This is a genomic window from Allobosea sp. 67-29 (genome assembly GCF_001898115.1).
Lineage (GTDB): Bacteria > Pseudomonadota > Alphaproteobacteria > Rhizobiales > Beijerinckiaceae > Allobosea.
On the sequence record NZ_MKSQ01000026.1, the window covers coordinates 284,214 to 297,302 of the forward strand.

General features: G+C 67.7%; 11 protein-coding genes. 3 read left to right on the forward strand and 8 right to left on the reverse strand.

Translation table 11 applies throughout. The features are described from left to right. Positions 1-265: 265 nt before the first annotated feature. The 6 genes from BGO20_RS20420 to BGO20_RS20445 are packed head-to-tail and all read right to left on the reverse strand — an operon-like array spanning position 266 to position 5,989. The gene (locus BGO20_RS20420; protein WP_291659306.1) at positions 266-1,129 is read right to left on the reverse strand and encodes an ABC transporter permease; all 864 of its coding nucleotides are present in this window, start codon (positions 1,127-1,129) and stop codon (positions 266-268) included. Then, on the reverse strand, positions 1,126-2,070 hold the full coding sequence (locus tag BGO20_RS20425; protein WP_291659307.1) for an ABC transporter permease: 945 nt from the start codon (positions 2,068-2,070) through the stop codon (positions 1,126-1,128). The genes BGO20_RS20420 and BGO20_RS20425 overlap by 4 nt, the downstream gene beginning before the upstream one ends. Then, positions 2,067-3,197 (reverse strand): NAD(P)/FAD-dependent oxidoreductase, encoded by a 1,131-nt coding sequence (locus tag BGO20_RS20430; RefSeq protein WP_291659308.1) that lies wholly within the window; start codon positions 3,195-3,197, stop codon positions 2,067-2,069. Before BGO20_RS20430 ends, BGO20_RS20425 begins: the two co-directional genes overlap by 4 nt. After that, on the reverse strand, positions 3,194-4,597 hold the full coding sequence (locus BGO20_RS20435; RefSeq protein ID WP_291659309.1) for an FAD/NAD(P)-dependent oxidoreductase: 1,404 nt from the start codon (positions 4,595-4,597) through the stop codon (positions 3,194-3,196). Before BGO20_RS20435 ends, BGO20_RS20430 begins: the two co-directional genes overlap by 4 nt. After that, the gene (locus tag BGO20_RS20440; RefSeq protein WP_291659310.1) at positions 4,594-4,890 is read right to left on the reverse strand and encodes a (2Fe-2S)-binding protein; all 297 of its coding nucleotides are present in this window, start codon (positions 4,888-4,890) and stop codon (positions 4,594-4,596) included. Before BGO20_RS20440 ends, BGO20_RS20435 begins: the two co-directional genes overlap by 4 nt. After that, on the reverse strand, positions 4,871-5,989 hold the full coding sequence (locus BGO20_RS20445; RefSeq protein WP_291659311.1) for an NAD(P)/FAD-dependent oxidoreductase: 1,119 nt from the start codon (positions 5,987-5,989) through the stop codon (positions 4,871-4,873). Before BGO20_RS20445 ends, BGO20_RS20440 begins: the two co-directional genes overlap by 20 nt. A 92-nt stretch (positions 5,990-6,081) precedes the next feature. Between BGO20_RS20445 and BGO20_RS20450 the strand changes: the two genes are divergently transcribed. Next, entirely contained in the window at positions 6,082-6,999 is a 918-nt protein-coding gene (locus BGO20_RS20450; protein WP_291659312.1) for a LysR substrate-binding domain-containing protein, read from the forward strand. On the opposite strand, the gene BGO20_RS20455 is transcribed toward BGO20_RS20450, so the two are convergent. Beyond that, entirely contained in the window at positions 6,986-8,329 is a 1,344-nt protein-coding gene (locus tag BGO20_RS20455; RefSeq protein ID WP_291659313.1) for an MmgE/PrpD family protein, read from the reverse strand. The genes BGO20_RS20450 and BGO20_RS20455 overlap by 14 nt on opposite strands. Positions 8,330-8,355: 26 nt before the next feature. Beyond that, positions 8,356-9,903, reverse strand: coding sequence for an ABC transporter substrate-binding protein (locus BGO20_RS20460; protein ID WP_291659314.1), 1,548 nt, complete (start codon positions 9,901-9,903; stop codon positions 8,356-8,358). A 413-nt stretch (positions 9,904-10,316) separates the two neighbouring features. Here BGO20_RS20460 and BGO20_RS20465 point away from each other — a divergent pair, with 413 nt between their 5' ends. Continuing rightward, the gene (locus BGO20_RS20465; protein ID WP_291659315.1) at positions 10,317-11,912 is read left to right on the forward strand and encodes an ABC transporter substrate-binding protein; all 1,596 of its coding nucleotides are present in this window, start codon (positions 10,317-10,319) and stop codon (positions 11,910-11,912) included. 156 nt (positions 11,913-12,068) lie between these two features. Further along, positions 12,069-13,082 carry an ABC transporter permease gene (locus BGO20_RS20470; protein ID WP_291659316.1) on the forward strand — a complete coding sequence of 338 codons (1,014 nt, stop codon included), beginning with the start codon at positions 12,069-12,071 and terminating at the stop codon, positions 13,080-13,082. The last annotated feature ends 7 nt before the right edge of the window (positions 13,083-13,089 follow it).

The window sequence follows — 13,089 nt, forward strand, 5'->3', positions numbered from 1 at the left end:
TGATGAAGCGAGCAAAGGGGTGTCGGCCCGCACAAACGGGGTACCCCTTTTGGATCATCCCTGTTTTTGATCCGTTTTCGCCGTCGGAGCGCGAACGCCAGGCCATGATGGGCGAGAGTGACCTGCCCGGCCCTCCGAATCGCTGTCGCGGCGGGGCCGCGAGACACCGCCGAGAGCCGGGCGACATCGCCTGACTGAAGGGGTATGGAGCGAGCGGCACATCGGCCGCACGCGCCTGCGATCCGCGGCCTAAGGGCCCTGCGCGCTAGCGAGAGCGCGGATCGGCGGCGTCCCGCAGCGCGTCCCCGAGCAGGTTGAGGGCGAACACGGTCGCGAGGATCGCGAGGCTCGGGAAGACCGCCAGCCACCAGGCGTCGAGGATGTTCTCGAAGCCTTCGCGGATCATGCCGCCCCAGGTCGCCGCCGGAGGGGGCACGCCGAGCCCGATGAAGCTCAGCGAGGCCTCGGTGCGGATCGCCGAAGCGAGCCACAGCGAGCTCATCACCACGACATCGGACAGCATGTTGGGCAGGATGTGCCGCGTCATGATCCGGAACGGACCGCAGCCATAGGAGCGGCTGGCCTCGACGAAGTCGCGCTGGCGCAGCGTGATCGTCGGAGCGCGCGCGACGCGGGCGAAAGGGGCGATCTCGGTGACGGCGATCGCGACGATCAGGTTCTCGAGGCTTGCGCCGAGCATCGCCGCGATCATCAGGCCGAGCAGCAGTGTCGGAAAGGCGAGCAGCACGTCCAGCACGCCCATCACGATCTGGTCGAAGATCCCGCCGATATAGCCTGCGGCCACGCCGATCGCGGTGCCCACCAGCATGGCGATCAGGATGGCGAGGAAGCCGACGAAGAGCGAAACCCGCGCCCCGTAGATCAGCCGCGACAGCACGTCTCGGCCGAAGGAATCGGTGCCGAGCCAGAATTCGGCCGAGGGCGGCTGGAGACGAGCGACGATATCCTGCTCCAGCGGATCGCGCGGAGCGAGCCAGGGCGCGCAGAGCGCCACTCCGATGATCAGCGCGAGCAATACGAGGCCGATCCAGGCGAGCCTGTTCTGGCTGAAGGCGAGCCAGAGGCCACCCGGCCGCGCCGCAACGGTCGTGTCGGAGACGGCGCTCATGTGTACTTCACTCGCGGATCGACCAGGCCATAGGCCAGGTCCGTCAGGGTGTTCACGATGATCACGCAGATGGCGAAGATGATCATCAGCCCCTGCAGCAGCGTGTAGTCGCGCGCATTGAGTGCGCCGATGATCAACTTGCCGAGGCCGGGGCGGTTGAAGATGATCTCGGTCAGCACCGAATTGCCGATCAACGTCCCGAAATAAAGGCCAACCACCGTGATGATCGGGATCAGGCTGTTGCGCAGGGCGTGCGTCGCCACGAGCTGAGCCGGACTCACACCCTTGGCTCTCGCGGTACGGATATAGTCCTCGGTGAGGACGCCGAGCATGGCGGCCCGCGTCACGCGCATCACATAGGCAGTCATGATGATGCCGAGGTTGAGCGCTGGCAGCGCCAGCGCGCGCAGGCGCTCTCCCAGGTCACCCGCGCCGCTGGTAGTGCCCAGCACCGGGAACCAGCCGAGCTGGATGGCGAAGACGATCAGCATGAGGATGCCGGAGACGAAGGCGGGAAACGACAGCCCCACCAGCGAGACGATGCGCGCGACGTAGTCGATCCAGCCGTTGCGGCTGAGCGCGGCAACGACGCCAAGCGGCAGGCCGAAGAGGAGGCCGATCGCGATGGCCGCGACCGTCAGCTCGATCGTCGAGGGAAGGACGAGAAGGACCTCCTGGACGACGCTTCGGCCGCTGCTGAGCGACTGGCCGAGATCGCCCGTCAGGATCTTGCCGATGAAGGCCAGATATTGGACCTGGATAGGCTGGTCGAGGCCGAGCTTCTCGCGGAGTGCGGCGAGAGCGGCGGCGCTCGCCTGATCGCCGAGGATGACGGAAGCGGCGTCGCCGGGCACCAGCCGGACTAGCACGAAGATGGCCGTCAGCATGATGAACAGCGTCGGGATCGAGAGCAGCAGGCGCCTGGCGACGAACCCCGTCATGCCGCGGCCCTTTGCTGCATCAGCCGCTGTGGCGCGAAGGCCGCGATCTCGCGCCGCGTTCCACCTTCGACGACGAGATCCGACAGGATCGCACCCACCACTGGCACCAGTTGGAAACCGTGCCCGGAGAAGCCGAAGGCATGGAACAGCCCGGGGGCGCTCGGCGACGCTCCGATCACCGGCAGGCGGTCACGGGTCTGCGCCTCGATGCCGGTCCAGCAGCGGGCGATCCGGACCCCGCGGACGGCCGGGAAGAGGTCGCTGGCCGCACGCGCGCCCTTGGCGAGCTCGGCGAAGTTGACCGTGCTGCGTTCGCGGTCGAGATCGGCGGCGCCCTGCAGCCCGCCGCCGATCACCAAGGTACCCTGGCCCGCCTGCTTGAAGGACAGCGCCCGCCCGACGACGCTGACGACAGGCTCGAGCAGCGGCGCGAGACGCTCCGTCACGATCATCATCGATGCGCGGACCCCGAGCGCGATGTGGTCTCCGAACAAGGCCGCGAGCCGGCCCGCCCAGGCACCGGCGGCATTGACCACGACGGGCGCACGGAAACGGCGCGCCTCGCAGGCGAGCAGCCAGTCCTGCCCTTGGCGGTCGAGCGCCTCGACGCCGCAACGTTCGGCAATGACGACGCCGGCGGCTTCGCAGGCACGGCGAAAGGCGAGCACGGTCCGGTGCGGATCGGCCGCGCCGTCCCGCCGCGCCACCAGTGCCCCCACGCAGTGCGGACTCAGCGCGGGAACGAGGCGGCGCAGTTCTCTGGCATCGACCAGTTCCTCATGATCGTAGCCGAGAGCGCGCATCTTCGCTTCGCGCTTGATCAGGGTCGGCAGATGCTCGTCCCGTTCCGCGACGTTGATCTGGCCATGTGCCTGAAAGCCGCAATCATCGCCGACGATCTCGGCGATCCGGTGCCACATCGCCATCGCCTCGAGCGAAATCGGAACCTCCGCGATGTCCCGGTTGAGCGTGCGAACGCCCGCTGCCGTGGCGCCGGAGGCGTGACGTCCCGTCCAGCGCCGCTCGATTACGGCGACGCGCCGCCCGGCACGTGCGAGATGCAGCGCGGCCGAGAGGCCGTGCAGGCCTCCGCCGACCACAGCGACATCATAGACCTCCACGCTCATGCCGCCGGCTCCTGCGCCTCGAGGCTGGCCAGTTCGCCGAGCGTGACCGGCTTCAGCGGCGGCCGAATTCGGTAGAAGCCGACATCCCCAACCGGCCGCTGCTGAACCGCGGCGACGATGTGCGCCATGGTGTAGCCGCATTGCCGGCCCTGGCACGGTCCCATCCCCGCGCGGGTGAAGGCCTTGAGCTGGTTCGGGCCTGGCCGTCCCTGGGCGGCGCGGGCGCGCAGCTCTCCGGCCGTCACCTCCTCGCAGCGGCAGACCAGCGTCTCGTCGGCCGGGGCGAAGACCTCGGGCCGCGGCGCGTAGAGCGCATCAAGGAAAGGCCGCAGGGCGAGCGCGCGCGACAAGGCAGCCCGCTCGGTTCCGGCGGCCGCCTCCGCCACATCCTCCCGAAGCCTTCCGAGTCTCGCGGCGATCCGCAGGGCCGCCAGCCGCCCGCGCGGCTCGGCGGCCTCGGCGCCGCCGATGCCGGCGCCGTCTCCGGCCACGAAAACGTTCGCCTGCGAGGTCTCGCCCCAGCCGTCGAGCACCGGCACCTGGCAGTGCTGCCGCGCATCCCATCTGACGTGGCAGCCGAGCGCCAGCGGAGCATGGATGCTCGGCACCACGCCCTCATGCACCAGCAGCACCTCCGCGGGGACGCGCGTCTCCCGCCCGTCCTGGGTGCGATAGACCAGCTGTTCGAGCCGCCCGGCACCCTCGGCCCGCAATTCCGCGACGTGGCGGACGATCGGAAAACCGGCCCACCTCAGCGCCAGCGACCAGGACAGCCCCTTGAACAGGTCGCCCGCCCGGCCCATGGCCTGGGGCAGATGGCGCAGCGCCGCCCCGAGTCGCCCCCGTGGGGTGGTGTCGAGGAACCCGGCGATCTTGCCGCCTGCGGCGAGCAGCTGGGTCATGTAGAGCAGCGGCAACGGCCCGCAGCCGGCGATCCAGACCGGGCGGTCCGGAACGGAATCGGCCGTCTTCAGCAGGATCTGCGCCGCGCCGACCGTCAGCACGCCCGGCAGGGTCCAGCCCGGGAACGGCACGGGCCGCTCCTGTGCTCCGGTGGCGAGAATGACGGCTCCGGCCGTCACGCTGCTGGCCTTCCCCTGACGCGTCAGAAACGCGCGAAAGCCGGGCTCCATCTGCCAGAGCTGGCTTTGCGCCTCGTAAAGCGCTCCGCAGGCACGGAAGGCGGCGGCACGCTCGACGCCGGCGCGATAGGCTTCTCCCAGCCGCGTCAGCCGTGGCGTGGTCGCGACGGCCTCGACGGCGCGCCAGATCTGGCCGCCCGGCGCCGGCTGGTCGTCGAGCACCCGGACGGTGAGACCGTGACGACGGGCCGTGACTGCGGCGGCCATGCCGGCCGGGCCGGCGCCGACGATCAACAGGTCGGTATGCTGCGCGCTCATGCCGAGACGCTCCGGCATCCCTGCTGCCGGACGACGGACATGCCGTCCTGCACCGGTGTCAGGCAGGCCTGCACTGAACCCTGCCCATTGATCTCGACGAGACATTCGAAGCAGACGCCCATCATGCAGTATGGCGCGCGGGGGCTGGCCGAGATCGGCGTCGTCCGGCTCCAGCCCTCCGGTTGGCGCAGCAGCAACGCCGCGACGCTTTCTCCCGCCTCGGCGCGCACCGGCCGCCCGTCGATATGGACCGTGACGGCGGCCGCGCCCGGATCATGCAGCTTTCGGAACATCGAAACGTCTCTGGTGGAAGGGAGAAAAACTCTCGGGCAAGGTGCCGTCGGCGACAGCCTCCGCCAGCACCTCGGCATGGAAGGCCGCGAGCGTCACGCCGGAGTGGCAGAGCGCGACGAAGGCGCCCGGATGGCTCTCGGATTGAGCGTAGACCGGGTAGCTGTCGGGCGTCATGACCCGGAGGCCGGCCCATTGCCGGACGAGCCGGGCTGTGGCCAATGCGGGTATCGTTCGCACCGTCTTCGCGCTCAGCGAGGCGGCGGCCTCCGTCGTTGTCGAAACGTCGAGGCCGACCTCGTCCTTGGTCGCGCCGATCATCACCGTGCCCTCGGCAGTCTGGCGCAGGCCGCTCGCCGGAAGGGGGAGGAAGGGCGCCAGCCGTTCGGTGACGAGAATCTGGCCACGTTCGGGATGCACAGGCACGTCGAGCCCGACCTGACGGCCGAGCCGCGCCGAACCCAGCCCGGCGGCGATGACGATGCGCGGGGCTGTCAGTGCCGCGCCGTCCAGGACGAGGCGGAAATCCGATCCCGCCATCTCGATCCGCTCGACACGCGCCCGATGCCGGATGCTGCCGCCAAGCCGCAGGAGCCCGCCATGCAGGCCCGCCAGCAGCTTCAGCGGGTTGGCGTGGCCGTCGTGCCGGCCCAAGCTGGCGCCGCTGACATCGGCGCCGAGCCGGGCCTTCGGCAGCAGCCGCTCAAGTGCCGCCCGGTCGATCATCTCCCAATCGGCTTCGCCCTCGCCGCGCTGGTTGTGCAAGCGCATCAGGTCGAGGCGCCGCTTCTCGAACGCGTCTTCGCCGAGGCAGAAGGCGAGCCCGCCTTTCTGCTCGTAGCAGAGATCTCCGCCCGTCTCGGATTGGAGCTCATCGGCAAATCCGCGCCAGAGCGCGATGCTCCTGCGCGTCAAGCCCTGGTAGGCGGGCATGCCGAGCCCCTTGCCCTGCAGCCAGACGAGACCGAAATTGGCGCGGGCGGCGCGGAAGTCGCCATCCTCGCCATCAAGCAGAAGCACCTGCTGCCGTCGCCGCGCGAGCCCATAGGCGATCGCCGCCCCGACCATTCCCCCCCCGATGACGACGATGTCCGGCCGCATGCGAATTTCCCTTGCCGGCTGTGACGTTAGGAAGCCATGCTGTATTTCGTCAAAGTCGTTTTTCGCTACCTGCTATTCTCCAGGGTTATGCAATGGTCCGGCAGATCAACCTGCGTCAGGTCGAGGCGTTCAAGGCGGTGATCGAATACGGCACCGTGAGCCGCGCCGCGGAAATGATGAACATCTCCCAGCCGGCCATGAGCAAGCTCATCGCCCATCTCGAGGCCGATACCGGCCTGCAGCTCTTCGACCGGGTGAAGGGGCGCCTCGCCGCGACGCGGCGAGGCATGCGGCTCTACGAGGAGATCGACCGGATCTTCGCCGGCGTGCGCCAGGTCGAGAACGCGGTCGACGCGATTCGCCGCGACGAGCAGAGCCGGCTGCTGATCGGCGTCATGCCGGCGCTCTCGGGCTCATTCATTCAGGAGGCAACGTCGCGCTTCCTCAAGGCTCAGCCGGGCGTCTTCTGCTCGGTGCAATCGCGCAGCTCGCAATGGATTGCCGACGGGCTGGTGACGCGGAAGCTCGATGTCGGGCTGGTCATCGCTCCGATCGACAACCCCTATATTCTGGCCGAACCGCTGCTGGGCTATCCGGTGGTCTGCATCCTGCCGCTCGCACATCCGCTCGCCGCGCTCGAGGTGATCACCCCGCAGGATCTGGACAACGTGCCGTTCGTTTCCTTCGACCCCGAAAGCCATACCAGCCGGAGCATCGCCCGGGTCCTCGAGGCCCACGGCGTCTCCCCCGACGTGGTGATGGTGGCCAATGTCTCGCCGACGCTGTGCGAGTTCGTCGCCGCCGGGGTCGGAGTCTCGCTGGTGCATCCGCTGATCGTCGGCGGCCTGCGGGACAAGCTGGCCATCCGGCGCTTCGAGCCGGGAGTCCAGCTCGACTTCCAGCTCTGCCGCATCCGCGAGAGCCGCAATGCCAGGCTTGTCGATGCCTTCATCAGCGGCGCACGCGAAGCAGCCGTCGAGATCTCCCGGACGATCCTTACGCCGGGCTGAGCCTCATCGTCCCGAGCGTGTCGAGCAATGGCGCGTGCTCGCCGGCACGCAACCTGCGAAGCGCGGCCAGCAACTGCCGCCGCTGCTCCGGCGTCGCGACGAAGCGGCAGGCCTGTTCGAGCTTGGCTTCGAGATCAGCCCATGACGGCGGGTTGGACGCCTCGCCACGCGGTGCCGTAACCGGCGAGATGAAGCTTTGCCCTCCGGCGCGAATGGTCACGCGGGACAGGGTCTCCGCCGGAAACCGCGCCTCGAGTTCCGGATCGAGGCTCAGCGAGACCTTCTCCGCCAGCGCGACGACCTCCGGCCGGTTCACCGCCGTCTCCATCAGCGGCATCAGGGCGTCGGGGCCGTCGCAAGCCAGCAAGCCGAGGCAATAGGGAATCGAGAACTGGATATCCGTGAAGCCTTGCGGGCGCGGGCGGTTCGCCAGGCGCAAGGCCCCGCTGTAGGTTGCCACCTCGATCGCGTCGATGCCGCGCGGCGCGATGCCATGCTCGGCGATGAGCCGCAGCAAGGCCTCGGCCGGTGCATGGACATGCCGGCAGCAGGCGTGGAACTTGATGTAGCTGCGCGCGACGTAACCTTGCCGGCCGAGCCCGTCGACAAGTCCGTCGAGCCGGAAATGCTCGCCGTCGTCGAGCAGCCGCAACGGCCCGGTCTGTCCGGCCTCGGCCAGGAGAAGCGCGCCGACGGCCGTCGCGCCCGACCAGGGAATCCCCTCCTTGACGTCGCTGCCCTCCTGGGCGCGGAAGGCCGGGCCGGCTCCGGCATAAAGCTGGTTGGGCGCGCCGATGCCTGCGATGGAGAAGGCCTGCGCCAGAATCTCCTCGGGCGTCCGCTTCAGGAAGCCGATCGCGGCGACGACGCCATAGCCGGACCACATGCCGGTATTGGCGTAGAAGCGCCGGGCCGCACCGACCGCAACTCCGACCTCGTAGCCGACGACGATCGCCTGAAGCAGCTCCTCCGTTGTCGCGTTCACATCCTGCGCCGCGGCGAGCGCGGCGGGAATGATCGCTGCTCCGGGATGCCCGCGCGCGATCCGGTGGCCGTCGTCGAGGTCCAGCGCTGCGGCGGCCGCGGCATTGCACCAGACGGCCCCGGCGAGACCGGAGCCCTGCCCTGCAAACCAGATCGGCAACGCACCGCCCGCCATCAGAGCCGGCGCCACCCGGCGAGCCGCACGCGGGCCGGGCGCCGCGATCCCCGCTGCCGCCGCCGCCACGAGATCGAGCACGCTGCGGCAGGCGGCCTCCCGCAGTTCCGCAGTCAACGGGCCTTTGCGGGCGGCCGCGACATAGGCGGCGAGATGACGGACGATCTCCATGGCGGTTGGGTTCCGCGCCGCCGGCTTCAGCGCGGCTTCAGCGTCGTCGCCTCGGTGAGCGGGGGCGCGAGGTTCATCGCACCCTTGAGCTCGTAGCCGAAATCGAGCCGGTCGCTGCGCGCCCAGACCTGCCGCAGCTCGAAGAGGGGGATGGCGCAGACATCCTCCATGATCTTGCGCTGCGCCTCCTTCCACAGCGCCTTCTGGGCTTCGGCGTCCGGCGCCATCCGGGCCTGCTCGATCTCCTTGTCCGCGACCTTGCAATGCGAGAAATTGGTCGCTGCCGTCGGCGTATTCACCGTCGCCCGCGAGTGAAAGAACTCGCTGAGATAGGTGTCAGCGATCGGGAAGCGCGCAGCGCCGTAGAAGACGAGGCCGCTCAGGTCCTTGCGCGTCTGGCTCTGGTAGGTCGCATGGTCGACGACCTGCATCTCCAGCTTGATCCCGGCCTTGGCGAGCTGTGCCTGGATGATCTCCATGAAGGGCTGCTGCGCCGAAATATTGGAGACGATGGCCTTGATGGTGATGCCGTCCTTGTGCCCGGCCTCGGCCAGCAGCTCCTTGGCCTTGGCGAGGTCGAAGCTGTAGCGCACGCTGCAGTCCTCGCCGAGATAGCCGGGCGGGACTACGGAACATCCCTTGGGGCCGACATCCTTGCCGACATAGCGGACCAGGTCGTCGACATTGACCGCCGCGGCGATGGCGCGGCGCACCCGGATGTCGTCGAGCGGCGGCACGCTCTGGTTGATGTGGAGCAGCCGGTATTCGCCCGGCCGGAAAATTTCGACATTGAAGCCGGGACGGCGGCGAGCGGAATCGACCCAGCGCTGCTCGCGCTTGGCATACATCAGATCGATCTCGCCGGACGAGAAGGCGAGTTCGCGGGCGCTGTCCGAGGGGATGTTGCGCACCATGATGGTGTCGATCTTCGGCTTGCCGCGGAAATAGTGCGGATTGGCGGATAGCTTGACGTATTGCTGCGTGACCTGCTCGACGAAGGCAAAGGGCCCGGTCCCGACCGGGTGGGTACCGAACTTGTCGCCAAGCTCTTCAGCCGCCTTCCGGCTGACGATGTTGCCGCCGTGATAGTTCGTCACGCGGCCGAGGAAATTGACGTCGGGATATTTCAGCGTGATCCGCACGGTCAGGTCGTCGATCTTCTCGACGCGGTCGATCGCCGCGAAATCAGACGAGAAGGTCGAACGCTTCGGATCGGCCGAGCGCTGAAGCGAGTAGACGACATCGTCCGCGCTGAAGGGGCCCCAGTCGCCCTGGAACAGGACGCCCTTGCGCAGATGGAAGGTCCAGACCTTGCCGTCGGCCGACTTTTCCCAGCTCTCCGCCAGATCCGGCTCGATATCTTTGGGATCGGCGCTCCCGGGCTTGAAGCGGACGAGACCGTTATAGATCCAGCCGACGACGGTCTTGTCGCTCGTGGCGCTGGCGCGGTGCGCATCGAGCGTCGAGACATCGCCATTGCCAGCGACACGCAGGACCGTCTCCTCGGCCCGGGCCGCGGCCGGCACGCAGGCGGCGAACATCAGCGCCGCAAGCGCGATGGCAGAGTTCCTCATGATCAACCCCTCGATCTCGGTTCTTTGGGGGCAGTGTGGGCGCAGCCGTCCCAGGCTGTCCAAGTCGAAATCGGGCGGGCCGTATTCTGATTGGTTATGGCAGAAACGATTCTGCAGCGCCGGAGCCGGACGGATCAGCGTGATCTCCGGACAGCCTGTACCGGCGATTGCCGGGTGGAAGAACCCGCTATGGCGGCAGCGAAGAGCCGGCGATGAAAATCTCACCAGACCAAAAGAAGATCTATTTTTTAGGCAACCGAATGCCAATTGTATGCAAATAGCCGTCCGAGCGGCCCTGCGAGACGGCAAATCCTTCCGATTGAGAGGATCGCGGCTCGGCACGGTAACTGCATTGCCCCTCCCGGACTGAAGCGTCCGGCGCGCAGGAGCGCCGGCTATCTCGGGAGTGCAACATGGCTATCACGCGTCGCGCCGCCATTGCCGGAGGGCTTTCTGCGCCGTTTCTGATGACGGGCCGCGCCGGCGCGCAAGCGCCCAGCCGCAGCGAGACGTTGCTTCTCGTGCAGGAATACGGCCCGAACAGCCTGGACATGCAGGGCATTGGCGCCTCCCAACCCGTGAACGGCGTCGCCCTCAACTGCTACGACCGGCTGCTGCGCTTCAAGCCGGTGCCGATCCCGGGTGGCGGCGGCAGCCAGGTCTCGATGGGCGAGCTCGAAGGCGAGCTGGCCGAAAGCTGGCAAGTCGCGTCCGACGGGATGAGCTGCACCTTCAAGCTGCGCGACGCGACCTTCCATTCCGGCCGCCCCGTCACCGCCAAGGACGTGAAGTGGTCGCTCGATCGCGCCGTCACCATCGGCGGCTTCGCCACCACGCAGATGAATGCCGGCTCGCTGGAGAAACCGGAGCAGTTCGTCGTGGTCGACGACAAGACCTTCCGCATCGACTTCCTGCGCAAGGACAAGCTGACCATGCCCAATCTGGCGGTCACCATCCCCTTCGTCTTCGATTCCGAGCTGGCCATCAAGAACGGCGGCGGAGACCCCCTGGCCAAGGAATGGCTCAAGAACAACATCGCAGGCTCGGGTGCCTTCAAGGTCGAAAGCTGGAAGCCCGGCGTCGAAACGATCTACGTGCGCAACGATGCCTGGGCCTGCGGAAAGCTGCCGCAGCTCAGGCGGATCATCGCCCGCGACATTGCCTCGCCCTCGACCCGGCGCGCCCTCATCGAACGCGGCGATGCCGATGTCTCCTACGGGCTGCCGCCGAAGGACTTCAAGGACCTGCTGGACGGCGGCAAGGTCAACGTCGTCGGCGTGCCGATCCCCAATGGCGTCTGGGGCCTCTATCTCAACAGCCAGGTCGGCCCGTTCAAGGATGTCCGCCTGCGCCAGGCCGTGGCCTGGGTGATGCCCTACGACAAGATGCTGCAAGCCTCGCTGTTCGGACGTGGCGTCGACATGTCGGGCGGCCCCGAAACGCCGAAGCCGGCCTGGCCGCAGCCCTTCCCCTACAAGACCAGCATCGACAAGGCGAAGGAATTGGTGGCCGCGGCCGGAGGCGGCTTCTCGACCACGCTGCAATTCGACGCCGGCAATGCGACCGTGGCCGAGCCGATGTCCGTGCTGATCAAGGAAGCGCTCGGCGCCATCGGCATCGATGTCGAGATTACCAAGGTGCCGGGGGCGAACTTCCGCACGGAGATCGCCAAGAAGACCAATCCGATGACGCTCAATCGCTTTGCCGGCTGGCTCGACTACCCCGACTACTACCTGTTCTGGACGATGCACGGCAACAATTCGATCTTCAACATCGCCAACTACCAGAACCCGGAACTCGACAAGCTGATCGACGCGGCCCGCTTCACCACCGACAACGCGCAATACCAGAAATTCGTCGTCGACTTCGTCACGCTGGTGGAGCGCGAGGTGCCGATGATCCCCATCTCCCAGCCCACCCACGACGTGGCGATGCAGAAATCGATCGGCGGCTATCAGTTCCAGCCCTGTCGCGAGCCGGATTTCCGCTACTTCACCAAGGGCGTGTGAGGCCCTGCCCTTGCCAAGCCTCGCTGCCGTCTCGAGGCCGAGCGGAAACCGTGGCTCCATGCCCCAGCACGGGCAATGGACTTGCGGTTTCCGCCCTCCCCGCGACCGCTCCGCGATGACGGCTCGACCAGGCAAAGCCTGAAGGAGGCCCACGCCATGCTCCGCATGATCGCTGCCCGCCTGAAGACGACGATCCCTTCGTTGATCGGCGTCATCATCGTCACATTCCTGCTCACGCGCGTGCTGCCCGGCGACACGGCCGCCTATTTCGCCGGCCCTGCCGCGTCGAAGGAAGCGATCGCGGACATCCGCGGCAAGCTCGGCCTCGACCGGCCGTTGCCGGTGCAGTTCGTCTCCTATGTCACGGCGTTGGCCAAGGGGGACCTCGGGACATCGCTCACGACGGGCCAGGCCGTGACCGCCGATCTGGCCCAGCGCCTGCCGGCTTCCGCGGAACTCACCTTGTTCGGCCTCCTGATGTCGATGGCGATCGCGCTGCCGCTCGGCGTGCTGGCCGCGGTGCGGCAGGGTTCGTGGATCGACCATCTTTGCCGCATCATCGCGACGGCCGGCGTATCGCTGCCGGTGTTCTTCACCGGCCTGCTGCTGGTCTATGTCTTCTATTTCATTCTCGGCTGGGCGCCCGCCCCGCTGGGGCGGCTGGACGTCTTCTTCTCGGAGCCTCCCCGCGTCACCGGCTTCCTGCTGATCGACAGCCTGATCGCGCGCGACGCCGAGATGTTCCGGGCGGCGCTGTCGCAGATCCTGTTGCCGGCATTGACGCTGGCGATCTTCTCGCTTGCTCCGATCACCCGCATGACACGGGCCTCGATGCTCGCGGTGCTCGGCGCCGACTTCGTGCGGACCGCCCGAGCCAGTGGCCTTTCGAGCGGCAAGGTCATCGGCACCTACGCCTTCCGCAACGCCATGCTCCCCGTCGTCACCACGCTCGGCATGGTGTTCTCGTTCCTGCTCGGCGCGAATGTGCTTGTCGAGAAGGTCTTCGCCTGGCCGGGCGTCGGCTCCTACGCGGTCGAGGCCCTGCTCGCTTCCGACTACGCGCCGATTCAAGGCTTCGTGCTGACCATGGCGATCCTCTACGTCGCGCTGAACCTGCTGATCGACATTCTCTACGGCGTCATCGACCCTCGGGTCCGGCTGGAGGCCTGAGCCATGA

Bases quoted from the DNA above. Each gene is read 5' to 3' on its own strand.
- BGO20_RS20420 (WP_291659306.1), bottom strand. From the start codon at position 1,129: ATGAGCGCCGTCTCCGACACGACCGTTGCGGCGCGGCCGGGTGGCCTC.
- BGO20_RS20425 (WP_291659307.1), bottom strand. From the start codon at position 2,070: ATGACGGGGTTCGTCGCCAGGCGCCTGCTGCTCTCGATCCCGACGCTG.
- BGO20_RS20430 (WP_291659308.1), bottom strand. From the start codon at position 3,197: ATGAGCGTGGAGGTCTATGATGTCGCTGTGGTCGGCGGAGGCCTGCAC.
- BGO20_RS20435 (WP_291659309.1), bottom strand. From the start codon at position 4,597: ATGAGCGCGCAGCATACCGACCTGTTGATCGTCGGCGCCGGCCCGGCC.
- BGO20_RS20440 (WP_291659310.1), bottom strand. From the start codon at position 4,890: ATGTTCCGAAAGCTGCATGATCCGGGCGCGGCCGCCGTCACGGTCCAT.
- BGO20_RS20445 (WP_291659311.1), bottom strand. From the start codon at position 5,989: ATGCGGCCGGACATCGTCGTCATCGGGGGGGGAATGGTCGGGGCGGCG.
- BGO20_RS20450 (WP_291659312.1), top strand. From the start codon at position 6,082: ATGGTCCGGCAGATCAACCTGCGTCAGGTCGAGGCGTTCAAGGCGGTG.
- BGO20_RS20455 (WP_291659313.1), bottom strand. From the start codon at position 8,329: ATGGAGATCGTCCGTCATCTCGCCGCCTATGTCGCGGCCGCCCGCAAA.
- BGO20_RS20460 (WP_291659314.1), bottom strand. From the start codon at position 9,903: ATGAGGAACTCTGCCATCGCGCTTGCGGCGCTGATGTTCGCCGCCTGC.
- BGO20_RS20465 (WP_291659315.1), top strand. From the start codon at position 10,317: ATGGCTATCACGCGTCGCGCCGCCATTGCCGGAGGGCTTTCTGCGCCG.
- BGO20_RS20470 (WP_291659316.1), top strand. From the start codon at position 12,069: ATGCTCCGCATGATCGCTGCCCGCCTGAAGACGACGATCCCTTCGTTG.